Source organism: Rhodoflexus sp., from assembly GCF_053489755.1.
Map to the genome: position 1 here is coordinate 14,663 of NZ_JBRCHD010000063.1, position 25,290 is coordinate 39,952.

The window sequence follows — 25,290 nt, forward strand, 5'->3', positions numbered from 1 at the left end:
GCTTATATGCTCCAATTGATTGGCAGCCTGTGCCTAATAACATGCACAGTCTTCCCTTTGTTTGCTCAGACTGCACAAATTCATTTTTTATCCGGCACGGACAAGGAGAATACTTCGCAGTGGGATTTTTTAATAGATAAAGGCAGGAAATCAGGCACATGGCAGAAAATCAATGTGCCGTCTTGTTGGGAAATGGAAGGTTTTGGCAACCATAGTTTCGGTATGCCGCCATCCGACGAAAAGGCAATCTATAAACACCGGTTTATGGCTTTGCCCAACTGGCAGGGCAAACACATCAATCTGGTATTCGAAGGGGTGCTTTCCGATGCAGAGGTAAAACTCAACGGCAAACCTGTTGGGACGCATCGCGGGGGGTATCGGCGTTTTAGTTTTGATATATCTGCGCTGTTGCAAAGCGAATCAAGCAACGAACTGGAGGTAATAGTGTACAAGCGCAGCGCCGATGCACAGCCAACCCCATCACTTAGTTGGACATTTGGCGGGATCTATAAACCTGTTTATCTGGAAATTTTACCGATTGTACACATCACAGACGTAGCCGTAAATGCGCAGGTAGATGGCAAATTGCAGGCGCAAGTTTACATTAGCCAACGGGCAGACGTGCAAATCAAGGCTTATCTGCAAGATGCTGAAGGTGCTATCGTAGGCATGCCCATGCAAGGTACGCCCAACGAATCAGCAGATCAGGAGTTTGGCTTTGAGCTTACAGGTATTTTTAACAACGTACAAACTTGGTCTGCCGAATTGCCACGCCGCTATCGGTTGATAATAGATTTGCAGGATAGGCAAGGCAAACTGTTGCATCGGCATACACAACAAATAGGTTTTCGCACGGTTACATGGCAGCCCGACGGGCTTTTTATCAACGGTAAAAAAGTCCGGTTGCGGGGAGTAAATTATCGAGCCTTCTGGTACAAGAGCGGTATGACTGTGGATAGAAAAGTGAGCGAGTTAGACGGACTGTTGCTCAAAGAAATCCATGCAAATGCAGTTCGCGTTTCCTTAGATCCCGATAGCCATTTGCTTGATATTTGCGATTCGCTGGGCTTGTACCTCATCCATACAGGGGCTAATTCTGCCGCACTCCGCCGCGAGAGTAGTCGTCCAAGCATAATTTTTTGGCAGGGTAGGGGCGAAGGTGTAGATAGCCCTGCTATCTATCCTGAAAGTCTGGTTACGATGCAAGCACCAACAATGGACAATTTTATCCAACAATGGCGGGCGATTGACAGCGACAATCAGACAGTTGGTTCTCTTCTGCCATTTTTTGCCGATGAAGTTTATCAGGAGGCGGGACAGGCAACCATCAAGGATTCTGCTACAGCCGAAAAGGGTATTGTGAGTGCGCTTAGACAACGACGAGCCGCTTTTACAACGCTGCAGGAACTGTGGTCGCCTATCCAACTGAGCAGCAACAGCCCAAGCGGTCGTTTTGAAGGGGTACTAACGGCGACCAACCGTTTTGCATTTATCAATTTGAATCAATGCCGTATCGTTTGGCAACTTGCCAACATTGTGCACCCGCTTGCCGGCGGGAACGGACAGGAAGTTGCAGACAGCGGAACGACATATGCACCTAATCTAGCGCCCGGTACGAGCGATCGTTTATTGCTCAACTTACCTTCGGACTGGGAAGGGCGAGACTTGCTGTCGGTAACGATTTTTTCCCCTGCCGGTAGCGAAATCTATACTTGGCATTTCCCGATTACTTCGCCCGAACAATATATTCCGCAACTGATGCTGGGCAGTTTTGCAGAAGTTGCGCCTGTGCGTGCTTCCGATCGGAGTTGGACGCTTGCCGGCGGCGACCTGAAGGTACAAATTCATCCTTCCGGACACATTGCACAGATGATTTATAGGGATAAGCCGCTCAAAATCAGTGGTGTGCCCTTTGCAGAAGACGCATCCGATATTCTTCCCGATCCGCAGGGGGGCATTACCGTACAGTTTGCGGCTTCCTCACCTGTTCAGTCAATTAATTACTCGGTTTCCGATGAGGGTATTTTGCGCATACGCTATACAGGCAGTATGCTTGCCTTGCTGCTGCCCGATCTTGCGCAGGAGGCAAGTGCATGGGCAGCATTGCCCCAGCCGATGTCCGATCCGCCCGCCCGACAAACACAGGCAGGTTTCATCCGTAATAATCGGCTGGAAGCCGCTACTGATTACGCCAATTTATACTGGCTGCAAACCCGAACTTCAGATACGCCTCTACTTTTGATGGGTGCAACAGACCGCATCACGCTGCGCATATTACCTGATAATCGCGCAGCATTTATCCATGAAACAGGCGAGGTTACGCTGCTGCTCAAAATCGGTGAATAAACCTTTGCCACAAGCGCAGTGCAAGAAAAAATTCAGAGATAGTATGCAAGCATAATATTTTTTTGCGTACTTTTGGCAGAAATACGCGGTAAAAAGGCGATGGATAAAAGGAAACAGTCGGTAGATTTCAGTGTTAAAGCTACTTGGCTTGCGATAGCCAAAATGTACAATGCGCTGGGTGCCGATCATGGGATTACGCACTCTAACGGATTTGTACTGCTCAATATTGATAAAGAGCATGGGACTCCTGCAACTAAAATTGCGCCGCTCATGGGCATGGAGGCCCGTAGCCTGAGTCGGATACTCAAAACGATGGAAGAAGAGGGGATGATCTACAGGCAACAAGACGAAAAAGATCGCCGCAAAGTGATGATCTGCCTGACTGAAGAGGGGAAGCTAAAGCGCGAAATATCACGTCAGGTAGTAAAGGAATTTAACAGGCGCGTGCGCGAAGCTGTCGGCGAAGAGCAGATGCAAGCATTTTTTGCAACTATTGATAAGATCAATGAAGTTGTGGAATCCTACAAACTGCCGCTGCTTACCATTGATTTAGACGAGGAATCTTTAGCCATTCAATAACATGAAAACCTGTTATCTGACGCTGATTATTTTTGGCTGCCTGCTGGCAAATATTTGCACCGCGCAAGATATTGTCGGTAAGTGGAAAACCATAGACGACGAGGACGGCAAGCCGCGCTCGATTGTAGAAATCTACAAACAAGGCGATAAATACTTCGGCAAAATCACGGAGATTTACTACCGCCCGGGCGAAGTAGCCGACCCTGTTTGCGACAAGTGTACCGACGACCGCAAGAATAAGAAAGTAATCGGCATGGTTATCATCCGAAATCTGGAAAAGAAAGGAAACGAGTTTAAGGGAGGCGATATTTTAGACCCCAACAACGGCAAAATTTACGACTGTAAGTTATGGGTAGATAACGGCGTGTTGAAAGTACGTGGTTACATTGCGTTTCTGTATCGCACCCAAAGCTGGTATAAGCATCAATAAATTTTTCATAGATCCGAACTTTATCCGACCAATCACCAACCAAACGAAATGAAAAACCGTAGCATCAAAAAAGTAGCCGTATTAGGCTCCGGCGTGATGGGTTCACGCATTGCCTGTCATTTTGCCAATATTGGCGTAGAGGTAATTCTTTTAGATATAGTACCTGCCGAACCCAATGCGGCAGAACAAGCCAAAGGACTGACCACTGAGCATCCGGCAGTGCGCAATCGCATTGTGAACGATGCCTTGACGGCAGCCCTCAAATCAAGCCCTTCACCTGTGTATCATGCCAAAGTTGCTTCGCTGATCCAGACAGGCAATTTTCAGGACGATATGAAAAAAATTGCTGATTGCGACTGGGTGCTGGAGGCAGTAGTTGAGCGTTTAGATATCAAAAAACAAGTATTTGAGCAGGTGGAAAAGTTCCGCAAAAAAGGAACGCTGATTACATCCAATACTTCAGGCATCCCGATGGCGCTAATGTGCGACGGACGCAGCGAAGATTTTCAGGTAAATTTCTGCGGTACGCACTTCTTCAACCCGCCGCGCTACCTGAAATTACTGGAAATTATCCCCGGTCCAAAGACCAATCCTGATATTGTTGATTTCCTGATGCACTACGGCGCACGCTATCTGGGCAAAGAAACCGTATTGTGTAAAGATACTCCTGCTTTTATTGCTAACCGCATCGGCGTTTACAGCATGATGTCGGCGATGCACAAGCTGGACTCGTTTGATATGACCGTTGATGAAGTAGATGCGCTGACAGGTACGATCATCGGACGGGCCAAGTCTGCTACTTTCCGCACCAGCGATGTGGTAGGTTTAGACACAACCGTTAATGTTGCTAACAACCTCTATGCGGCACTTACGCACGACGAAAGCCGCAACGCTTTCCAACTGCCGCGCATTGTAAAAGAACTTTCCGATCGCAAATGGCTCGGCGATAAAACAGGTCAGGGATTTTTCAAAAAAGTAAAAGGAGCAGACGGCAAAAGCCAAATTCTGACCCTGAACCTCAAAACTTTTGAATACGAACCGCAGACCAAGCCTAAATTTGAATCTATTGATGCAGTAAAGGATATTGACAATGTTAAGTTGCGTATTCCTAAATTAGTAAATAGCAACGACAAGGCAGGTGAGTTTTATCGCGCTACTTTCTATGATCTGTTCAAATATTGCTCGTACCGCATTCCTGAAATTGCAGACGAACTCTACCGCATTGATCAGGCAGTAGCCGCAGGTTTTGCTTGGGAACTTGGCCCGTTTGAAACATGGGACTTGCTCGGCGTACGCGAAACGGTCGCCAAGATGGAAGCTGCCAACGAAAAACCCGCGCAATGGGTATATGATATGCTGGCAGACGGCAAGGAGTCTTTCTATAAGGTAGAAAAAGGGATTCGCCATTATTACGATATTCCGTCCAAGTCCTACAAAGTCATTCCGGGCAGTGAAGGATTCATCATTCTGGACAATATCCGCCCAACCAACAAAGTGTGGGGCAATGCAGGCACAACTTTATTTGACCTCGGCGATGGCATTCTCGGTTTGGAGTTCCATACCAAAATGAACAGCATAGGCGCTGAAGTGCTGGAAGGCATCAATACAGCTATTACAAAAGCGGAAGAAAATTTCCGTGGACTGGTCATTGGCAACGACGGACCTAACTTTTCGGCGGGCGCTAACTTGGCGATGCTTTTCATGGCTGCCAGCAACGGCGAATTTGACGAGATCAACTTCTCTATTGCAGCTTTCCAAAATACGATGATGCGCGCCCGCTACTCATCTATTCCGGTAGTAACAGCGCCTGCGGGATTGGCGCTGGGCGGCGGCTGCGAATTGCAACTCCACGCCGACCACATTCAGGCACATGCAGAAACTTACATGGGCTTGGTAGAGGTAGGCGTTGGCCTGATTCCTGCCGGTGGTGGCACTAAAGAAATGACCCTCCGCGCATCAGACAGTTACGCTAAAGGCGACGTGGAACTCAACCGCCTGCAAGAGTACTTCATGAATATTGCTATGGCTAAAGTTTCTACCTCCGCACACGAAGCAAAGGACTTGGGCTATATCCGTCCAACCGACGGTATCACGCTGCACCGCTCGCACCTGCTGGCAGATGCCAAACGCGCTGCCATTGCATTAGCAGAGGCAGGCTATACCAAGCCTGTACAGCGCAAGGACATCAAAGTACTGGGCAAAACATCGCTGGCCTTGTTTGAAACAGGTATCGTAAGTATGCGCTACGGCAACTATATCAGCGAACATGATGCGAAAATTGCCAAGAAGATCGCTTATGTAATGAGCGGCGGCGACCTGAGCTACCCGCAAATGGTCAGCGAACAGTACCTGCTCGATCTGGAGCGCGAAGCCTTCCTGTCGCTTTCAGGTGAGCCTAAGACGCTGGAACGCATCCACGGATTGCTGTTCAAAGGCAAAACGGTCAGAAACTAATTCAATAAGATCAATCAATACGTACAACGAGGCTGTCTAAAAAGGCTGAATGTAGCACAGACTTTAGTCTGTAACCGTCTGATTACCAAGTATTTCAACGATCACAGACTAAAGTCTATGTTATTTTCTGGACAGCCTCGTTTTTGCTCATAATTGTTAAAGTTTCTAAAATGGATAACTTTTTGTCGGCTTTTCTGTAATTTATGGTAAATGCTTACGTTATCATTCAAACTTAAGACAACTTAATCCATCAATTTCATAGCATATGTTACTTTCTACGCTTTGCAAGAGCCCTGTGCTTGCAATCTTTAGTTCATTTTCATCACCTTAAACATCAGTAATTATGAATCCGACTGTCATTTTACCTAAAGAATCCGTTCATCAACAAATGTTTGCACCCTACGACGTTCTACAAGACAGCAGACTGCGCGCTGAACGCAAGTTGCAGATACAAAAAGCTACCGCCCTTGGCAATGTTTACCAACACAAAGTCAAGATTATATGTCAAATGGCAGACGGACAAGTCGGACAAATAATAACCACCATCTGGCAATCGGATGATAACTATGTCAGCCTCAAAGGCGGACGAACAATTCCCGTTAGTGCTATTTTACGGATAGAATATTAAAGCGTGTTGCCGCCTTCCGGTAGCGCTATATGATGAATAATTAGCAGGCACAAAGCTACAGACTGATGTTCAGCTTTGTGCCTTTTCTATTTGACGTGTTGTTCGGCTAAATGCTGCGCATATCCTAATAGGATTTCTTTTCTGAACTCATTCGCCACTCTCTCCTCCTCTGTTTCGTACACCAAGAAAAGTTCAAATTCACCATGAGTAGCTATCAGGGCTGCATCGGTATCATCATTGCAGCACCATCGCAGATGAAATCTGAGCAGCTGCCTGTAGTGTGAAAAGTAATACTGCGATAAATGAGGTACAGGTATGCATATGCATCAAAACTATTTAGCTAATAATCTGTCAAGCGTTTCCGTGAATAGATGCTCGCGGTTCTTGTAGGTTGGAATTCCCAGCATCACAAGCTCTAAATCCCCCTTCTGATTAAAAATCATGTTAGTTAGCGCAGATGTAGTAGCAAATTCCCGCTTGGCGAATTGAAAATTATGATTCTTAGATATTTCTTTTTGAGCGGAACTTGGGTATTTTCTTATCATGAAGGATCTCTTTGGTAGCATCTTCTTTGTCTTTCATTGCTTTATCAAATGCTAATATAAGCCTGCTTGATAGAATCTTCCTCACTGGACGACTCTGTAACGACTATCTTCTCATTTCCAGGGGCGTTTGAGTTTGACTTTTAACTGACAGGTATGCTATCAGACAACACAGACACCCAAATTTGAGATTTTTCATATTGATAAGGTTTAATATTCACTCCAATTGAGGCTGCGTTTCAGCTTGAATGCAAACCTTAAATGCATTTCTACAGGTACATTTTTACCATTGTGCCTGGCAGGTACAAACAAATGGGTATGCGTCATCCCTTTTACCACATTTAGTGCCTCTTCGTCGCAACCTGCGCCAATGCCTTGCACTATTCGGTAGTAATTGGGCTGCATGTTCCCTTCTTCGTCTATGCGAACGGCTACCACTACCTGCCCCGATACCTGTTTCTTAAGAGCTTGGGCAGGGTAGCGTATCTGGTCGGCAGTTTGTTGCAAAAAGCCGGCACCGCCACCTATGAAAATTGCAGCTGTATCGGGTGGAGTGTTCGTTGCACTGTCCGGTTCACTCAAAAGAAAGCAAGGATAAGGCACCTTGCTGTAGTCATACTCAACTACTTTTCGCAGCGAGTGATCATATCTCTGTTCTATCTTCCGGGGCTTTTCGTAGGTGTAATATTCCCAGACACCCACTTTCTGACCTTCTTCATATTTCCCTTTTGCCTGCAAAAGCTGCCACTCGCCTTCGCGAAGTCCATTCTTGTAATATCCTTGTTCCAGAACCTCACCCTTGTTATGTTCTCTGTAAGAAATTTTCTGATAGAGTCCATGCTTTAGCGTATCGTTATCGCGCATAACGAAATACGTTTCGCTGAATTTGGGCATATGCGCTGTATTAAACACTTTTTTAGTGCCTTGTGCTGCTGCTAAATGCATCGTGCATACGAGCAGGAAAATAAGCCAGATTAGCTTTGCTGCCATGTGCAAATATGTATGGATTAAATTTTTTGCCGAAAAGCCAAGTAAATACCTAAGCATTTAATCTCGGTACCCTTAGCGATAAAACTATGAAAGACGCAATAATTCTTCCTAAAGATCGCAAAAAATGATTACCTATCTTAAGATCCTTAGTGGTATAATTACTCCTTTGATGATGTATTTTTCATCATAGCTTGCAGATATGAGGGATTCTATTGCCTATTCTCTGACCAATTCAAAGACTGCTACTCCCAATACCGGTAAATGGAGTAAAATTCCTTCCGTTTGCGCCTGTGCAGCGCTGCAAGGCAGTGTGCTATTGTTAAATAATACTCCGCGCAGCTGATAGTTGCCTTTTTTATCCAATCCCATTGCTGTCCATGCAGCATCAGGTATGCGCAAGCGAAAATCTTTTCCGGCAAAAGCATCAAAATTTACTACAATCAGCAATCTCTGTTGGTCAGTAAAGCGTAGAAATGCGTACTGCCGCGCATCGTCATAGCCTGCCGCCTTTCCCTGATGGTTGGCCTGCTGTAAGTCATAGAGTTTTCCGTCAGTAATTGCCTCATTTTTTCGGACAAAGTTGAGCAATGCAACATAATTGGCGCGGAGCGTTTTTTGCCAGTCTTCTAACTGCCCGCCGTCAAATTTGCCTCCGTTCATCCAACGCTGGTGCATGGGTACGCCCCAGAAATCAAATATAGTAGTTCGTCCGTCTTCTCCGGAAAACCCCTCTGCTCCTGCTCCGGGTTCGCCTACTTCCTGCCCAAAATAGATCATCACAGGGCCGCTGTTCAGCATTGCGCTAACGGCCATTAGCGGAATGCCCTTGTAAGAGTCAATAGCAAAAAACGGGCTGGGCAGGCGCTGTTCGTCGTGATTTTCCAGAAAGCGTAGCATCCGGTTGTTCAATATGCCGAGTCGCTGCCAATTCTTCGGGATGTCGTTGGCGCTTGTCCTGCCCTGAATTACTGCCTTTAACGTATCGTACAAGCCAACTTTATCATACAAGTAATCAAATTTGCCTTTTTGTACGTAGTTGTCGTATTCGTTCGGGTTGTAGATCTCAGCTATAAAAACCAATTGCGGGAACTGCCGTTTGACTTGTGGAATGCACCACTCCCAAAATTCTACAGGTACCATCTCGGCCATATCGCAGCGGAATCCATCTACACCTTTGGCTGCCCAAAACAGCAGAATGTCGCGCATTTTCAGCCAGGTATCTGGGCTAGGGGTGAAATATTTAGTGCGATTATTTACATAGTCCACGCCATAGTTCAGCTTGATGGTTTCGAACCAGTCATCAACCGACGGGGCGGCAGAAAATACGTCATTACCTGTTGCTTTGGCGGGGTGCTCTGCAAAAACACCATCTTTGCCCTCAATGCGCACACCATCGGGCAATTGGTATTCGGCAGGTACCCGAAAATCTTGTCCGGGCAGGTAGTAAAAATTATTTTGTGGCGAAAATGCCTTTGTGCGATCATCTTGCTCACCTAAATCAACTATGCCTGTGGGTTTGGCATCGGAGCGGTAGCTGCGGGCTACGTGGTTAGGCACGAAATCAATGAGTACCTTGAGTCCTTCTGCGTGGGTGCGTTCTATCAAAGCCTCAAACTCTGCCATACGATTTGTAGGATCTACAGCCAAATCAGGGCAAACGTCGTAATAATCTTTGATAGCATAAGGCGAGCCTGCTCTGCCTTTCACTACATCAGGGTCGTCCATCGGGATACCTAAGGCTGTGTGGTCGCTCATGGTTGCATGTTCGATGACTCCTGTGTACCACACATGCGTTGTTCCCAATTCTTTGATGCCGCGTAGGGCTGCGGGGGTAATATCATTGAACTTTCCGACACCGTTTTCCTCTTTAGAACCATAAAATTTATTAGTCGTATTTTGGTTGCCAAACAGGCGCACCAGCAACTGGTAAATAATGATTTTATGGTTTTCTACAGGTGTCTGCAACAGATTCGGGTCGTTCATAGGCAATTTTTGTTGTGCGAAAATGATACTCTGCCACATGTAGAGCAGTAGTAAAATGCTGTAAAATATACGAGATTTCATGTAAACGCGAATTAGACTGATTCAATCTTATAAATAGATCCATCAAAAGCAAATAGTTTGCAGATGCTTAATTACAAAAATTAGCCAACAAAGGGATACACAAAGAAAAAGCCCTGCTACGACTTGTATGAACGCGTTTATTTAGAACCTTTTTATAAAAACAAAGGGATACACAAAGAAAAAGCCCTGCTACGACAGCAGGGCTTTCATTATGCAAAGCAAGTGATGTATTTAGTTGATGATTTCAGTTACCTGACCTGCACCTACTGTACGACCACCTTCGCGGATAGCGAAACGCAAACCTTTTTCCATTGCAACTTCTTTCTGCAACGTTACAGTGATTGTGACGTTATCACCAGGCATAACCATTTCAACACCTTCGGGCAGGTTGATTGTGCCGGTTACGTCAGTTGTACGGAAGTAGAACTGAGGGTTGTAGCCTTTGAAAAATGGAGTGTGGCGGCCACCTTCTTCTTTAGACAGAACGTAAACTTCTGCTTTGAATTCAGTGTGAGGCTTCACAGAACCGGGTTTGCAAACGACCATACCGCGACGGATAGCGTCTTTGTCAATACCACGAAGCAGCAGACCTACGTTGTCGCCCGCTTCTCCGCGATCCAACAATTTGCGGAACATTTCCACACCTGTTACAGTTGATTTCAGGCCTGAAGCACCCATGCCAATAATATCTACACCATCACCTACGTTGATTACGCCGCGCTCGATACGTCCTGTAGCTACAGTACCACGACCAGTGATAGAGAACACGTCTTCAATAGGCATCAAGAATGGCTTATCTACTTCGCGAGGAGGCAGAGGAATGTATGTATCTACTGCGTCCATCAGTTCTTCAACAGTTGCCACCCACTTGGGATCGCCATTCAGAGCACCCAAAGCAGAACCACGAATAACCGGAGTGTTCTCGGAGAAGCCGTAGAATCTCAGCAAGTCGCGAATTTCCATTTCAACCAGATCCAACAATTCAGGATCGTCAACCATGTCAACTTTATTCATGAACACTACCAGTGCAGGTACACCTACCTGACGAGCAAGCAGGATGTGCTCACGGGTCTGAGGCATTGGGCCGTCAGTAGCAGCAACCACGATGATAGCACCATCCATTTGGGCAGCACCTGTTACCATGTTTTTCACATAGTCAGCGTGGCCGGGACAGTCAACGTGAGCATAGTGACGCTTTTCTGTTTGATATTCTACGTGAGATGTGTTGATGGTAATACCACGCTCTCTTTCTTCAGGTGCATTGTCAATTGAAGAGAAGTCGCGCTTTTCAGCAAGACCTTTCTCGGAAAGAACCTTAGTGATAGCAGCAGTAAGGGTGGTTTTACCGTGGTCAACGTGTCCGATTGTACCCACGTTTACGTGAGGTTTGGAGCGGTCAAACGTCTCTTTAGCCATTTTGATAATTAGTTAAACGAAAGTTATTAAAATCTTGAATTTATGAGCCGTTGAGCAGAATTGAACTGCCGACCTCTTCATTACCAATGAAGTGCTCTACCCCTGAGCTACAACGGCTTGTTCAAAGTCATATAAAAACAAGAGCGGGAGACGAGGCTCGAACCCGCGACCTACAGCTTGGAAGGCTGTCGCTCTACCAACTGAGCTACTCCCGCGTAATGACTAACAATAGTGGGGAGAGAAGGATTCGAACCTTCGAAGTCGTAAGACAACGGATTTACAGTCCGTCCCATTTGGCCGCTCTGGAATCTCCCCGAAAGATATTTTCTCAATGTACTACCTATCTCAGTTCTGAAATGGTTCGCAAAGTTATATGCTTTCTATTTTTCCGCAAAGGTTTGCAAAAAAAAAGTTGAGATTTTTCGTTTCTCACCTTTTTTCAAGGAATGATATATTTCAGCCTATTGATTATCAGCACTTTAAAAATAGGGAGGCTGAAAGACTATTTCTGTTTTTCTTTGGCATCCGGTACTTTGATCTTTTCGCCTTTGTCCCGAATTTTGCAGTGCGTTCTGGCGGATGATGTCTAAGTCGTGTTCAGCGGGTATGAGTGCCTCTTTTCGTATGTGATAGTCTAATTGTAGGCGAGTAAGTTCCTGCTGCGAAATGGCTTTTTGGGCAAATAGTTTTTCGCCGCGCTCTTTTTCTATGTGTGCCGTCTCAAAGTTGGCACGGGCAGTTGCTAACTGATTTTCAGCACTGTTGATAGTGCGAAGGTCGGTGTTTTTGCCCGAAAGGTTCTGCACTACGCGCACCTTGGCGATGAGTTGTCCGGCTTCTACATATACCGCCTCAATTACACCCGATACCTGCGGCTTCGTACCAGCAGACCGATGAAAATTTTCTTCACAATAGCAGAGATTTTAATGCTTTTGGGTTTGTCTAAGGTCATTGTAGAAGCGTGCTCATGAAGATATTTGTTTTCAAAAGTAAATGATGCAAGACGAATATGAGCAAGTTGCATCTACTTGCGCCAATAGCATACCTTTTCTTACAGGTTTTTGATTATCAATTGCTTATCTTGACTTAAGCTGTGATAGTTGTTCATTTATGAACAGGCAGGCGTTCAACTTAGTACATGTGTTGCCCACCATTGATGGCATAGTTTGCCCCTGTGATAAAACTGCTGTTGGGCGAGGAAAGGAAAGACACTAACGCTGCTATTTCGTCAGTGCCGCCAAAGCGCCCGACGGGAATTTCAGGGAGGATACGGTTGTTGCGCACATCTTCAGGAATGGCTAAAACCATATCAGTAGCGATATAGCCCGGTGAAATGGTGTTAACAGTGATGCCTTTGCGGGCAACTTCCAGCGCGAGCGTTTTCGTAAGTCCATGAATGCCAGCCTTAGCAGCGGCGTAATTAACCTCGCCAAACTGTCCTTTTTGTGCGCTAATGGAAGAAATATTGATGATGCGCCCGTAGCCGCGTTCAATCATTGGGTTGATAACGTGGCGGCAGCAGTTAAAAACGCCGTATAGGTTTACTTTGATAACAGCATCCCAACGCTCAAAGGTCATTTTGCGAAATTGTCCGTCTTGCGTCATTCCTGCACAATTTACCAGTACGTCTATACCGCCAACTTCCTGCTCAATTGCATGTATCGTTTTGCCAACATTCTCAAAATCAGCTACATCTGTCTGATACATATCAAACTGCAAGTTGCTTTCTTGCATTTGTAGCCGCCATTTTTCAGCTTTATCCCGTGTTTTATAGGTAGCCACTACGCGGTAGCCGTCGGTATCCAATTGTTTGCAGATAGCCGTGCCAAGTCCGCCGGTAGCGCCAGTAACAAGAGCAACATATCGGTTCTGAGCATCCATAGCAAAAATTAAGGTTGATCTTCTACGGAATTCAAAATTAAACAGATTGCACGAAAAGTAAATTTTTTGTTTAATTTGAACGCAGCGAAATGATCAGAACAAGCTCATGAATCAGGATTCCCCTTTGTTAATAGAAAGTGCCTGGGAGGTTTGCAATCAGGTAGGTGGTATATACACAGTTATCAGAACGAAAATTCCTGCCGCAGTGTCGGTCTGGAAGGATAACTATTGCTGTTTGGGCCCTTATATTCATCCAAATGTGCAGGCAGAATTTGAGCCTGCCGATGCAAGCGACTACGACAACCCAATTGGGCGGGCGGTGCATAAAATGCGTGAGTCGGGCTTTGAGGTACACTACGGCTACTGGTTAGTAACTGGCAAGCCGCGTGTAGTGCTTTTTAATCTATATGGTGTTTATCATCGGCTGGGCGACATCAAGTATGAACTCTGGGAACATCATAACATCAGCACTCCGCCGGATGTAGAATTAATTAATCAAGTGGTTGCCTTTGGCTTCACGGTGAAAGAGTTTTTTATTCGCCTTGCCGACGGGCAGAACACGCAGCAAAAAATTATTGCCCATTTCCATGAGTGGATGGCAGGTACTCCCATTCCGGAAATTCGCTACCTGAACCTGCCCATAACGATTGTGTTTACAACTCATGCTACGCTGCTAGGGCGTTATCTGGCAATGAACGACCCCGATTTTTACAATCATCTGCCTTTTCTGAACTGGGCGTACGAAGCGCGGCACTTCAATATTGAGCCTTCGGTTGCCATTGAACGGGCGGCGGCGCACGGAGCGCAGGTTTTCAACACCGTCAGCGACGTTACGGGCGAGGAGTGCATCCACTTGCTGGGGCGCAAACCCGACAACATAGTTCCCAATGGGCTGAATGTTGAACGATTTGTTGCCCTCCACGAGTTCCAGAACTTGCACTTGGAATATAAAAAGCAAATCCATCGCTTTGTGATGGGGCATTTTTTCCACAACTACAAATTTGATTTAGACAAAACGCTGTATTTCTTCACCTCCGGGCGCTATGAGTACCGTAACAAGGGCTTTGACCTGACGCTGGAGGCGCTGGCAAGACTTAATGGGCTGATGCGCCTCTATGACATAGATGTTACGGTAGTGATGTTTTTCATTACCAAACGACCTTTTACAAGTATCAACCCCTTTGCCTTGCACACTCGTGCGATGCTGGAAGAAATTCGCCAGACCTGCAAGGCAATTACCGAGCAGATTGGCGAGCGAATGTTCAACGAAGTAGCTGGCGGTACCTCGCCTAAACTACCCCCGTTAGAAGCTTTTATTGATGACTACTGGCGACTGCGACTGCGCCGCACCGTGCAGAGTTGGCGTAGCAAAAACCTACCGATGGTGGTTACACATAACCTCGTGGATGACCAGAAAGATGAAATCCTGAATTTCCTGCGTGTTTCGCAGTTGGTCAACCATCCTTACGATAAGGTTAAAATTGTTTACCATCCTGATTTTATTTCACCTGCCAGTCCGCTGTTTGGCATGGAGTATAACCACTTTGTACGCGGTTGCCACTTAGGCATTTTCCCAAGCTACTATGAGCCTTGGGGCTACACTCCTCTGGAATGTATGGCAAGCGGCGTTCCTTCGGTAACAAGCGATCTTTCGGGCTTCGGCGACTATGCGATGAAAAACCTCCGCGATCATGAAGAAAAGGGCATTTACATCGTCAATCGCTACAACCGCTCGTTTAACGATGCGGCCAATCAGTTGGCAGAGCAGATGTTTCGCTTTGTGCAGATGAGCCGCCGCGACCGCATCGCGCAGCGCAATAGAGTAGAAGCCGCCTCTGTTGATTTTGACTGGAGCCGCCTCTACCGCCACTATCAGGAGGCTTATCAACTGGCATTAGAGAGAATTTAAAGCGGTAAGGATTTTACATCCTGTTGTTTTTATCATCAAAGCGCCATGCCTAAGGTATTCTAAATGATATGATCACGTAACCAACTGCAAAGATGACAGCCCTACGAGTTTTTACGACAAAAGCCGTTAGGCTTGTTATCTTTGTAGTAATATCATGCATTTTTTATTGACAAAATGCCGTATGCATGGCAACTGTGAATCATTACATATAACAACGAAATGCTGATTTTTGCCTGTAAAACCCCTAACCTATGAGAAAAAAAATAGTAGCCGGCAACTGGAAAATGAACCTTACCCGCGAAGAAGGAATCATCCTAATTTCAGAGGTTGTTAATATGGTGCAAGACGAGGTAAACTCGTATGTGCAGGTTGTGCTTTGTATGCCTTTTCCCTATCTGGGGTTTGCAAAAAAACTGTTCCAGTCGCGAGCTAACATAGCGATGGGCGCGCAAAATTGCCACGAGAAACCGTCAGGCGCTTATACAGGCGAAGTTTCCGCGCCTATTTTGCGCTCTTTTGGCGTAGATTATGTAATTCTGGGCCACAGCGAACGCCGCGAGTATTTCAAGGAAAGCGATGAGTTGCTGGCCGAAAAAGTGCGGCAGGTACTTGCCAACCACATGACCCCGATTTTCTGCTGTGGCGAATCGCTCGATTTGCGCCAAAACGGCGAATACATCGGCTTTGTCAAACAACAACTCACCGACGGGCTTTTCCACCTTTCGGCAGAGGATTTTAGCAAAGTTGTCATTGCTTATGAGCCTATCTGGGCGATTGGCACAGGGATGACAGCAAGCGCTGAACAGGCGCAGGAAATGCACGCCGCTTTGCGCGGGCACATTGCCGCTCGCTATGGCGCAACTATTGCAGACCATACGACGCTGCTCTACGGCGGCAGTTGCAATGCGAAAAACGCCCCTGAACTCTTCGCCTGCCCCGATGTGGACGGCGGACTGATTGGCGGCGCTTCGCTCAAATCGCGTGAATTTGTCAATGTGTGTAAAAGTTTGCCTCTGTAAGCGAACGTTTAATTTGTTATGTCTTCATCAATGAATATGTTGCTTGCTATGTGGCTGTGGTGGGCGGGGCTGGCGGCAGCCCCACCGCTACAGTCGCGCCCAACGCCTTGCGATGTTTTCGGGCAGATTTATGTAGAAAAAGACCCCTATCTGGCAACTTTTCGGGTGTTTGTAGAAAAAAACAACGAATTTAACGCCCATGTGGTCATTTTTCAGGAAACCAATCCGCTTTTTGCCGACAAGCCCGGATTCTGGTATTTTACCGATAAGCGCGGATTTGCCAATTACAGCATCGCCTACGTACAAGACAGGAACGTGGCGGATTTCGTGATTTATTTCACCGACCGTGAACTATACGCAGGCTGCAATAAGCGTTAAGCCATTGCCACTCCTACTACCAAAATGTCATCCATTTGCGGTGCGCCCTGCTGCCAGTTTACCAGATGTTCCAATAAATAACTTTCGTGCTTATGAATCGGGCGTTGGTGGATGTCGCTCAAGATTTTCTTGAAGCGACCTACGGTGAGTTTTTGTTCGGGCTGCCCGCCGAACTGGTCGGCGTAGCCATCGCTAAACATGTAAAAAACATCGCCCTGTATAGCGTCAATGCGATGCTTTTCAAAAATGGCTGTTCCGCGTTTGCCGGAAAGCGTTCCGCCGATGGCTACCGGGCTACCCTTGTGGACATGCAGGCTACCTGCGCGGAAATGGTACAAGGGACGACGCGCTCCAGCATATTCTACGATGCCTTCCACCTCATCATAGACAAACAGCGCCACGTCCATACTTGCGGCGTGGATTGCCTCATCGCCTTCTCCAACCAATACGCGGCGAAAGCGACGGTCTAAATGTGTCAGCCACTCGGCAGGGCAGTCGGAATCCAACTGCTCGGAAAGTTCATCAAACAAGCGGCAACCGAGGATGGACATAAACGCTCCGTGTGCGCCGTGTCCCGTACAGTCCACAACTGCCAGCATCTTTTTTCTGCCTGCGGTGCCAACCCAGAAGAAGTCGCCGCTGACAATATCGCGGGGCTGGTCTAAAATGCTGCTGTACGGGAACAAATTGCTGATAGCAGCGCGGCGCGGTAGTACCGCCTCCTGCAAGCGCTTGGCATAGCGGATACTGTCGGTAAGCTTTTGATTGGCTTTACTAAGTTCTTCGGTACGACGGGCTACTTCATCCTGCAAAGTGTTGTTGTACTCATCTTTGATGCGGTTCAGGTTTTGCAGATTTTCTAAGGCAAGCGCCTGCGTCTGTTCGTCCATTTGCTTGAAACGAACCGTAAGGGCAAATGCAAAAATGACGATCTCTGCTCCTACGCCAAACTTCAATCCGTAGTCATTCAAATCGCCTATCACAATGCCAAAACCTTTGACAACAATCAGGAATACGCCAACAATCAGGAATACAAAAGCTGCAATGAAGTACTTGGCTCGCAGCGGGTCTTTGCGATAGGCAACCACACCTGCCACAACTGCCACGATGCTGCACAGCGGAATCATTACAGAAGCTGCAATGATCGTATATGTGATTACATCGTTGGAAGCAAAGCAAAAAGGCATCAGTAAAACACAAATCGCACCTATGCCCCCCAGCGCTATTCGTGCCCACCGAGCAAGATTTTCTTTTCCTAAGTATTTGTAAGAAAATATAACAAGGCAAAGACCTCCAAAAAGCGCAAAGAAAGGTAACATACTATTGCCTAATTGTGGAAAGTCTGATAAGATGTATTGCGCTGCCAGGCCGTCCATAGAGAGCATGAATCCCCCTACTCCAACTACATAGCCGATGTAATAGATAACGGCATCGTCGTTGAGTTTGTAGAACAAAAACAGGTGGAAAACAATCGTAAACAGCAGTACGCCGTAGAAAAGCCCAAAAATCCAGCGTTCGTGTTGCGTACTTTCCAGCAGCGACTGCGGCTCCCACAAAACCATCGGCAAATTGACTGCATCAGTTTCCGTATCAATTGCAAGAAGTATTTCCGTATTTGCTCCGGCACGCAACTCTATCGGAAAAATGAAATAGTTGCTCTGTACGGGGCGTGTATCGTATGCAAGCGCATCACCTGTATGCATACCTGCCAAAAACACCGCACCTCCTTCCACATAACAAGTAACATAACAACTGATGCGGTTAATGGTAGCGTTTTTGACTTCAAGAAAACGTGTCAATGGTATATCATGCGGATTCTTGATGAATACCCTGATCCAGTAAACATTATTGTTGTGATGAGGAAAATACAAACGCCCATCTGCTGGAACGTGAAAAGGAAGAGGCTGCACCTGCTCCCAAATTAATTCTTTTGTGCTGTCTTCCTGTACAACGGCGTAAGGCACCAAATCAATTTTTGAAGTGCCTAAATTTAGTCTGAGCGTATCCGATACTTTTTCGGCAAAAAGCGGACGGATAATAAAAAGCAGCCACAAAAACAGACTATAACGCCATGCAAAGTTCACAAAATGATATTTACGATTCTTACGGACAGACCCAAAATTACCCGCTTTCCCGTAAAAAAGTTTGGTTTTTGGCGAATTCTTACAGGTATAATTTTTTGCCTTTGATGTAGCGCATCACGTCTTCGTGTACGAGATACTGAATGCTTCGTCCTTTTTTGACGCAATCGCGGATGAAAGTGGCGGAAATATCAATCATGGGCGCTTCTACGATCGTTACGTTAGGATGTTCCATCAGCGGCGAAAAACCTGCGCCATAGCGCGGATAGATAATCAGCCCGTAATATTCCAATATTTTCCGATAGTTTTTCCACTTGGTAAAATTGTCCAAATTGTCTTGCCCGATAATGACGCGGAACTCGTGTTTGGGATATTTTTCGCTCAGGTAGGTCAGCGTGTCAATTGTGTAACTGGGGCGCGGCATTCGGAACTCTATATCGGTTGCGTTGAGTTTGTAGTTATCGGCAATCGCAAGGCGCACCATCTCCATGCGGTCGTGTTCGTGCAGCAGCGTGCCGCTTTGCTTGAATGGGTTGTGCGGCGAAACGACAAACCAAACCTGCGAAAAATCGGAACTCTCCGCCACTGTGTTGGCAATAATCAAATGTCCGATGTGAATAGGATTAAACGAACCGAAAAATAAACCGATTTTCATGCTACCCGACAAATTTTAAGCGCGGCGCAATCAGTAGACAAACGGCGCTAATCAGCACCGAAGCGATGCCCACCAAATAAAACCCTTCCAGACGCGTAGTTGCGCCCTCGCGCACCAGCAAGCCGGCAAAAAACGCCCCCGATGCCGAAGCGATTTGCATTACGCTTGAATTGATGCTCATAAAACCGCCGCGTCCTTCTTTGCCAACTACGCCGGAAACCATCGTATTGGCGGGAATGATGCGACTGTTGAGGAAAATAAAGAAAAAAGTGGTGGCGGTGAGCGCTACGTAAACAGGTACGGCGGGCAGGTTCGTAATCGCAATAATCGGCAGGTAAGACAGCAGCATAGCGACAAAAAATACTTTTTTCACGCCCAATTTATCGGTAAAACGCCCGACTATTTGCGCCGAGGCAATCGTAGAAAGCCCGCCAAAGAGATAAATCAACGGGATTTGCGATTGGCTTAGTCCCACGTTGCGAATCATGTAAGGCGCAATGAAAGGAATCATAATCATTTGGCTGAACACCAGCGCAAAAGTCAGCCCCAAGCCCAGCCGCTGATTGGGGTCTTTGAAAATATTTTGCAACATTTTTACAGGGTTTACGCGCGGTTTTTGCACTGCTAAATGCGCCCGCATCGGTGGCAACACGTTCCACAGCACCGCAATCAGCGCCGAGCCGAAAGCCCCCAGAAAGAGGAAAGGCGCAGGCCAGCCCATTTTATCTGCCATGAAAAGCCCAAAAGGAACGCCCAGAACAGAAGCCGCTGAAAATGAGGCGGAAAGCAATGCCATCGCCCTGCCGCGCTTTTCCCAAGGATACAGGTCGCTCACAATGGACATGACCAGCGAACCAATGACTCCGCCAAAAACGCCCGTTACCGCTCGCGCAATCACCATCGGGATGTAGCTGTCCACCAATCCGCAGGCGATTGTGCCTATCAGAAAACCGCCGTAGAGCGCAATGAGAAAGTTTTTGCGGTCAAAACGGTCAATAACAAACGCTCCCAGAAAGCCCGAAACCCCTGCCGAAAGCGTGTAGGCGGAAACCATGATAGAAAACTGTTGCGGCTCTATGCGAAAACTGCGCATCAGAATATCGCCAAGCGGCATCATAATCATGAAGTCCATGATGTGTGTAAAATTAACCGCTGCCAGCAAAAACACGGTCATTCGGGGTGCATTCGGCATGATTTAGTTTCAGAGTACGATGTTTACGATTTTTTTGGGTACTACAATTACTTTCTTGGGCGTTTTGCCTTCGGAATACTTCTTGAAAATGTCGGAAGCCAGCGCCTGCCGCTCAATTTCCTGCGGCGTGAGGTCAGCTCCCAGTTGCAGTTGCCCGCGCACCTTGCCGTTGATGGAAATCGGGTATTCAATCACCGATTCTACCAAATAGGCGGCGTTCCACTGCGGATAAGCGGCTGTAACGATGCTATGCGTATGCCCCATTTTCGCCCACAATTCTTCGGCAATGTGCGGCGCGTAAGGCGAGAGAATCACCAGCAAATCGTTCAAAACGGCGGCTTTGTGGCATTTCAGGCTGCCCAGTTCATTCACACAAATCATCAGCTGACTAACCGTTGTGTTGAATGAAAAGTTTTCAATGTCATCTTCCACCTTTTTGATGGTTTTGTGCAGAATTTTGAGTTCCTCCGCGGTCGGTTCGCCATCGGTAACGATGAAATTGCCTTTTTCATCAAAGAACAAGCGCCACAGCTTGCGCAAGAACTTGTAAACGCCTTCAATGCCGTGCGTGCTCCATGGTTTATCGGCTTCAATCGGTCCAAGGAACATTTCGTAGAGGCGCAGCGTATCGGCTCCGTAGCGCTCCACTACCTCGTCGGGATTCACGACGTTGTATTTAGACTTGGACATTTTTTCTATCAACTCATCACAAATAAATTTGCCATTTTCGGCAATAAATTCCGCCGCCGCATATTCCGGGCGGAATTGTTTGTAGGCGTTTATGTCAAGCACATCGTTTTCTACCATTTCAATAGGCGCGCGCAAGGCTACAACTTCGCCGTATTGGTCTTTCAACCCTTTGGAAACGAACTTGTTGTCGTTTTTGAGTTTGTAAATAATGCTTGAACGCCCCTGAATTTTCCCCTGATTCAAGAGTTTTTTGTAAGGCTCATGGTAGCCGACATAGCCCCTGTCAAACAGGAACTTGTGCCAGAAACGGGAATAGAGCAAGTGCCCGACGGCGTGTTCGGCGCCGCCCACGTACAAGTCCACTTGATTCCAATAATCAATTGCCGCACGGTCGGCAAACGCGCGCTCGTTGCGGGCATCCATGTAGCGCAGGAAGTACCAACTGCTGCCTGCCCAGCCCGGCATGGTGCTAAGTTCGTAGCGGTATTCTTTGCCGTTTTTGCGGTATTTCCAATCGGTGGCGCGTCCCAGCGGCGGTTCGCCTGTCGGGGTGGGTTTATACTCGTCAATTTCGGGCAGCAACAACGGCAACTCGCTTTCCTCAATCAGGCGCGGGATGTTGTTTTCGTCAAAATAGACAGGTACAGGCTCGCCCCAGTAGCGCTGACGGCTGAAAACCGCATCGCGCATACGGTAGTTTACCTTTGCCTTGCCAATGCCTTTTTCTTGCAGAAAAGCCAGCAGTTTTGGCATCGCTTCGGCATAGGTCAGCCCGTTAATCATGCCAGAGTTGATGTAGCGCCCTTCTTTGGTGGCATCGGCTTGTTTGTCAAGGTTTTGTTGCGCGTCCAGAATTTGGACAATCGGCAACCCGAAATGCTTGGCAAACGTCCAGTCGCGTTGGTCGCCGCTTGGCACCGCCATTACCGCGCCTGTGCCATAGCCTGCCAGCACGTAGTCGGCTAACCATATGGGTACTTTTTCGCCGTTGAACGGATTGATGCAGTAGCTGCCCGTAAACACGCCCGAAACGGTTTTAGTGTCCGCCATGCGCTCGCGCTCGGAACGGTTTTTGGCTTTTTCCACATAGTCCATCACCTCTTCGTAGCGGTCGGGCGTTACCAATTGAGCGACCAACTCATGTTCAGGCGCTAAGACCATAAAAGTTACGCCGTAGATGGTATCTATGCGGGTGGTGTAAACCTTGATGCGCTTGTCGGGATGTCCTTCTATTGCAAAACTAACCTCCGCGCCAACGGATTTGCCAATCCAGTTGCGCTGCATTTCTTTGAGCGATTCGGAAAAGTCCACGTCGTTTAAGTCTTGCAACAATCGCTCGGCGTAGGCGGTGATGCGCATCATCCATTGGCGCATTTGCTTGCGCTCTACGGGATAGCCGCCGCGCTCGCTTACGCCGTCTTTCACTTCGTCGTTAGACAGTACGCTTCCTAAGGCGGGACACCAGTTTACCCACTCATCGGCAAGATAGGTCAGGCGGTATTTCAAGAGCATTTCCTGCCGCTGCGGCTCGCTCATCGCCTGCCACTCGGCGGCGGTAAATTGCGGCGTTTCCTCATCGCAAGCCGCATGAACGTTGGCGTTGCCTTCTTTTTCAAAAATGGCAATCAGTTCGCCGATAGGTTTTGCCTTGCCGCGCCCTTGGTTAGCAGGGTCGGCAAAGTCGTACCACGAATTGAAAATCTGCATGAAAATCCACTGCGTCCAGCGGTAATAATCGGGTGCGGAAGTTTGCACTTCGCGCTCCCAATCGTAGGAAAAGCCGATTTTATTTAACTGACTTTTGAACGTTTCTATGTTTTTGGCGGTCGTGATTGCCGGATGCTGTCCGGTATCAATGGCGTATTGCTCGGCGGGCAAACCGAAAGAGTCGAAGCCCATCGGGTGCAGCACGTTGAAACCTTTTAGGCGTTTGAACCGCGCCACAATATCGGAAGCGATGTAGCCCAGCGGATGCCCTACGTGCAGCCCCGCCCCCGAAGGATAGGGGAACATATCCAGCACATAGCACTTGGGTTTGTCCGTATCGTTGTAGGTTTTGTAGATATTGTTTTCGCGCCAGTAACGCTGCCATTTGGCTTCAATCTCTCGGTGGTTGTATTCCAATGCCATAGCAAAAGCTGTTTTTATCAATTTTTTTGAAGCGCAAAGATACGGTTTTCAGGCGCTATACCCAGACGGCAAAAATTTCTTTGCCTTGGTGATGGATTAACTCCTCGCGCCATGTCGGATTTTTGCGGTCATCAAATATCAACAGCCAGCCCTGATTGACTCCGTGAATCTCCAGATAGTTTGCCAACTGATTTAAACCTCTTTCATGCGATTTTTCCCCGCTCCAACGCTTCAACTCAATGATATATCGCCATTGCAGGTAGGTAACGACAATATCCAGTCGCTTTTCTTCCGATGTTTCTACTTCTTTGAAATCGTAACCCTTCCCGTTGATAATCGGCTTTAAAAAGGCTAAAAAAATCAGCCGCCACTCGCTCTCTATCAGGTTTTGGTTGCGTTTGCTGTACTGCTCTTTCATAAACGCCTGAAACTTGCGCAGTGCTTTGGGCATATCAAGGCTGCCATCAGAGGCAACGTAGTTGTCGCGGAAATTGTATTCCGTTTCCTTCTCTTTCAATTTTTCTAACCGATTCACTGTCAGGTATTCGTATATCACCTGTTCGTAAATGCGGTTGTGAATGCTAACCTTGTTATCCCGTTTGAAAATACCGTACATTTCACCCAGCAAAATACTTTGGTTGTAAGGGCTGTAAGGCATTTGGAAACCATCTATCAAGATAGATTCAACCAGACGATAAAGTTCTTGGTTGTTTTCCAGATTTTTTATCAGGCTGTCAAAATTGGTGTTGCGCTCCTGCAAAAGCAGTTGAACGCTTCTTTCCAAGTCGTCCAGTGTCCAGCGGCTTTTATCTTCTTTGGTGGGCAAGATGTCTTCGGCAATCGTTTTGCAAAGTTTGGATACCAGAAACGGATAGCCGGACGTGTAGTAATACAATTTTTCTGAAATCGCCTCAAAGTCCATTTGCACATTTTCTGCCGCGCTGTACTCTTTGAGCATGTGTGCAATTTCATTGGGGTAAAATTCCATCACCACCTTGAAATCTGAGGCAATGTTCCAAGGGCTGTTGTACTGTGCGTCTTCGGGGTTGCGCAGCTTGAATTTCAGCGACTTAATATCATGCACGCCTGCCAGTACGATGCTGTGAAAAGTGTAATGCTGAGGCAAATCACGGCTTAGAAACTTGGTGCGCAACATGCCCAGCAAGACCAGAAAAGGCTCGTAATTACTGCTTGCATCTACCTCATCTATCAGCAAAACCAATTTTTTATTGGTCATTTTGACGATTGCCGTGATACTTTTAGAAAGTTCCTGCATGCTTTTCGGCACAGGCAAATCTGCCAGTTGCGTCTTTTTATCAAACTCGTCTGACTGTTGCAAGGCATCGCACAACTCAGTGTAAAAAAATCTTCCAAAGGCAGTAGCACTCTCATACACCGAAGAGTCTAAGCCTTGAAAACTCATCATGATGGGCAAATAATTTTCACTTTTTCGCAATTCTCGCAGCAGCGCAAACAGCATCGTCGTTTTCCCGTACTGACGCGGACGGTTGATAACGAAATATTTACCTCGTTCCACGAAATCCATAATGCTTTCAAAACGACGGCTGTCGTCCATCATGTAATGCTCTTCGTGGCGGCATGTGCCTGTTATGTTAAATTCTTTTTTCATCAATGTTTTACAGAGCCACGTTCAAATTAAAACGTATCGTACCCTTCAGGGTGCGATTCATCTGCTTGTTGACTTTCAATTACTTACACACCCTGAAGGGCGTGTTACATTGTACATAGATACATTCCCCCGTTACACAAAGATACGCTACGGATTCGTTTCGCTTGCCGCCGCGTTGAGGCGCTTGTCCCACCAAGAACTCAGGTAGTAAATGCTCGCGCCAAAAGCGATGAAAATAATCGCCGTGGTAACGTAGTCTTCCACCAGCGCCAGATA

Annotated in this window: 18 protein-coding genes and 3 tRNA genes; 8 read left to right on the forward strand and 13 right to left on the reverse strand. The window is 47.0% G+C overall.

From position 1 onward, the window contains the following. Positions 1-6: 6 nt before the first annotated feature. The 5 genes from ACWIP2_RS14195 to ACWIP2_RS14215 all read left to right on the forward strand — a co-directional run bounded on the left by ACWIP2_RS14195 (position 7) and on the right by ACWIP2_RS14215 (position 6,437). Entirely contained in the window at positions 7-2,346 is a 2,340-nt protein-coding gene (locus tag ACWIP2_RS14195) for a sugar-binding domain-containing protein (RefSeq protein WP_448520598.1), read from the forward strand. 72 nt (positions 2,347-2,418) lie between these two features. Next, positions 2,419-2,925, forward strand: coding sequence for a MarR family winged helix-turn-helix transcriptional regulator (locus tag ACWIP2_RS14200; RefSeq protein WP_448520599.1), 507 nt, complete (start codon positions 2,419-2,421; stop codon positions 2,923-2,925). A gap of 1 nt (position 2,926) precedes the next feature. Next, positions 2,927-3,355: a DUF2147 domain-containing protein gene (locus tag ACWIP2_RS14205; protein WP_448520600.1), complete on the forward strand. Its 429-nt coding sequence runs from the start codon at positions 2,927-2,929 to the stop codon at positions 3,353-3,355. A 48-nt stretch (positions 3,356-3,403) separates the two neighbouring features. Beyond that, a complete protein-coding gene (locus ACWIP2_RS14210; RefSeq protein ID WP_448520601.1) occupies positions 3,404-5,809 on the forward strand; it encodes a 3-hydroxyacyl-CoA dehydrogenase/enoyl-CoA hydratase family protein in 2,406 nt (801 codons plus the stop codon). Positions 5,810-6,152: 343 nt separating this feature from the next. Beyond that, a complete protein-coding gene (locus ACWIP2_RS14215) occupies positions 6,153-6,437 on the forward strand; it encodes a hypothetical protein (protein WP_448520602.1) in 285 nt (94 codons plus the stop codon). 752 nt (positions 6,438-7,189) lie between these two features. Here the strand turns inward: ACWIP2_RS14215 and ACWIP2_RS14220 are convergent. The 8 genes from ACWIP2_RS14220 to phbB form a co-directional block, all read right to left on the reverse strand. Next, positions 7,190-7,969 (reverse strand): energy transducer TonB, encoded by a 780-nt coding sequence (locus ACWIP2_RS14220; protein ID WP_448520603.1) that lies wholly within the window; start codon positions 7,967-7,969, stop codon positions 7,190-7,192. A gap of 216 nt (positions 7,970-8,185) precedes the next feature. Then, positions 8,186-10,033 (reverse strand): alpha-amylase family protein, encoded by a 1,848-nt coding sequence (locus ACWIP2_RS14225; protein ID WP_448520604.1) that lies wholly within the window; start codon positions 10,031-10,033, stop codon positions 8,186-8,188. A gap of 231 nt (positions 10,034-10,264) precedes the next feature. Further along, a complete protein-coding gene (tuf, locus tag ACWIP2_RS14230; RefSeq protein ID WP_448520605.1) occupies positions 10,265-11,449 on the reverse strand; it encodes an elongation factor Tu in 1,185 nt (394 codons plus the stop codon). Between the two features lie 45 nt (positions 11,450-11,494). Beyond that, positions 11,495-11,566 (reverse strand) — tRNA-Thr (locus tag ACWIP2_RS14235). Positions 11,567-11,591: 25 nt separating this feature from the next. Then, positions 11,592-11,664, reverse strand: a tRNA-Gly gene (locus tag ACWIP2_RS14240). A gap of 17 nt (positions 11,665-11,681) precedes the next feature. Continuing rightward, a tRNA-Tyr gene (locus ACWIP2_RS14245) sits at positions 11,682-11,764 on the reverse strand. Between the two features lie 164 nt (positions 11,765-11,928). Next, complete coding sequence (locus ACWIP2_RS14250) at positions 11,929-12,264, reverse strand: hypothetical protein (protein WP_448520606.1); 336 nt, start codon at positions 12,262-12,264, stop codon at positions 11,929-11,931. A 316-nt stretch (positions 12,265-12,580) separates the two neighbouring features. Next, positions 12,581-13,330 carry an acetoacetyl-CoA reductase gene (phbB, locus tag ACWIP2_RS14255; RefSeq protein WP_448520607.1) on the reverse strand — a complete coding sequence of 250 codons (750 nt, stop codon included), beginning with the start codon at positions 13,328-13,330 and terminating at the stop codon, positions 12,581-12,583. A 106-nt stretch (positions 13,331-13,436) separates the two neighbouring features. On the opposite strand from phbB, the gene ACWIP2_RS14260 reads away from it, so the two are divergent. From ACWIP2_RS14260 to ACWIP2_RS14270, 3 genes are all read left to right on the forward strand, one after another. Then, on the forward strand, positions 13,437-15,239 hold the full coding sequence (locus ACWIP2_RS14260) for a glycosyltransferase (protein ID WP_448520608.1): 1,803 nt from the start codon (positions 13,437-13,439) through the stop codon (positions 15,237-15,239). A 251-nt stretch (positions 15,240-15,490) separates the two neighbouring features. Next, positions 15,491-16,258, forward strand: coding sequence for a triose-phosphate isomerase (tpiA, locus tag ACWIP2_RS14265; RefSeq protein WP_448520609.1), 768 nt, complete (start codon positions 15,491-15,493; stop codon positions 16,256-16,258). 30 nt (positions 16,259-16,288) lie between these two features. Next, complete coding sequence (locus tag ACWIP2_RS14270) at positions 16,289-16,636, forward strand: DUF6150 family protein (RefSeq protein WP_448520610.1); 348 nt, start codon at positions 16,289-16,291, stop codon at positions 16,634-16,636. On the opposite strand, the gene ACWIP2_RS14275 is transcribed toward ACWIP2_RS14270, so the two are convergent. The 5 genes from ACWIP2_RS14275 to ACWIP2_RS14295 all read right to left on the reverse strand — a co-directional run bounded on the left by ACWIP2_RS14275 (position 16,633) and on the right by ACWIP2_RS14295 (position 25,014). After that, positions 16,633-18,720 (reverse strand): 7TM diverse intracellular signaling domain-containing protein, encoded by a 2,088-nt coding sequence (locus ACWIP2_RS14275; RefSeq protein WP_448520611.1) that lies wholly within the window; start codon positions 18,718-18,720, stop codon positions 16,633-16,635. The two genes, ACWIP2_RS14270 and ACWIP2_RS14275, sit on opposite strands and share 4 nt — an antisense overlap. A 79-nt stretch (positions 18,721-18,799) precedes the next feature. Further along, positions 18,800-19,372, reverse strand: coding sequence for a nicotinate (nicotinamide) nucleotide adenylyltransferase (gene nadD / locus ACWIP2_RS14280; RefSeq protein WP_448520612.1), 573 nt, complete (start codon positions 19,370-19,372; stop codon positions 18,800-18,802). 1 nt (position 19,373) lies between these two features. Further along, the gene (locus ACWIP2_RS14285; RefSeq protein ID WP_448520613.1) at positions 19,374-20,564 is read right to left on the reverse strand and encodes an MFS transporter; all 1,191 of its coding nucleotides are present in this window, start codon (positions 20,562-20,564) and stop codon (positions 19,374-19,376) included. Between the two features lie 9 nt (positions 20,565-20,573). Then, positions 20,574-23,384, reverse strand: a complete 2,811-nt coding sequence (gene leuS / locus ACWIP2_RS14290; RefSeq protein WP_448520614.1) for a leucine--tRNA ligase — start codon at positions 23,382-23,384, stop codon at positions 20,574-20,576. A gap of 55 nt (positions 23,385-23,439) precedes the next feature. Then, a complete protein-coding gene (locus tag ACWIP2_RS14295; RefSeq protein WP_448520615.1) occupies positions 23,440-25,014 on the reverse strand; it encodes an AAA-like domain-containing protein in 1,575 nt (524 codons plus the stop codon). Positions 25,015-25,290 lie beyond the last annotated feature (276 nt).

Bases quoted from the DNA above. Each gene is read 5' to 3' on its own strand.
- ACWIP2_RS14295 (WP_448520615.1), bottom strand. From the start codon at position 25,014: ATGAAAAAAGAATTTAACATAACAGGCACATGCCGCCACGAAGAGCAT.
- nadD (WP_448520612.1), bottom strand. From the start codon at position 19,372: ATGAAAATCGGTTTATTTTTCGGTTCGTTTAATCCTATTCACATCGGA.
- ACWIP2_RS14270 (WP_448520610.1), top strand. From the start codon at position 16,289: ATGAATATGTTGCTTGCTATGTGGCTGTGGTGGGCGGGGCTGGCGGCA.
- ACWIP2_RS14225 (WP_448520604.1), bottom strand. From the start codon at position 10,033: ATGAAATCTCGTATATTTTACAGCATTTTACTACTGCTCTACATGTGG.
- ACWIP2_RS14210 (WP_448520601.1), top strand. From the start codon at position 3,404: ATGAAAAACCGTAGCATCAAAAAAGTAGCCGTATTAGGCTCCGGCGTG.
- ACWIP2_RS14205 (WP_448520600.1), top strand. From the start codon at position 2,927: ATGAAAACCTGTTATCTGACGCTGATTATTTTTGGCTGCCTGCTGGCA.
- tpiA (WP_448520609.1), top strand. From the start codon at position 15,491: ATGAGAAAAAAAATAGTAGCCGGCAACTGGAAAATGAACCTTACCCGC.
- ACWIP2_RS14260 (WP_448520608.1), top strand. From the start codon at position 13,437: ATGAATCAGGATTCCCCTTTGTTAATAGAAAGTGCCTGGGAGGTTTGC.
- ACWIP2_RS14195 (WP_448520598.1), top strand. From the start codon at position 7: ATGCTCCAATTGATTGGCAGCCTGTGCCTAATAACATGCACAGTCTTC.
- tuf (WP_448520605.1), bottom strand. From the start codon at position 11,449: ATGGCTAAAGAGACGTTTGACCGCTCCAAACCTCACGTAAACGTGGGT.
- ACWIP2_RS14220 (WP_448520603.1), bottom strand. From the start codon at position 7,969: ATGGCAGCAAAGCTAATCTGGCTTATTTTCCTGCTCGTATGCACGATG.
- ACWIP2_RS14285 (WP_448520613.1), bottom strand. From the start codon at position 20,564: ATGCCGAATGCACCCCGAATGACCGTGTTTTTGCTGGCAGCGGTTAAT.
- leuS (WP_448520614.1), bottom strand. From the start codon at position 23,384: ATGGCATTGGAATACAACCACCGAGAGATTGAAGCCAAATGGCAGCGT.
- phbB (WP_448520607.1), bottom strand. From the start codon at position 13,330: ATGGATGCTCAGAACCGATATGTTGCTCTTGTTACTGGCGCTACCGGC.
- ACWIP2_RS14215 (WP_448520602.1), top strand. From the start codon at position 6,153: ATGAATCCGACTGTCATTTTACCTAAAGAATCCGTTCATCAACAAATG.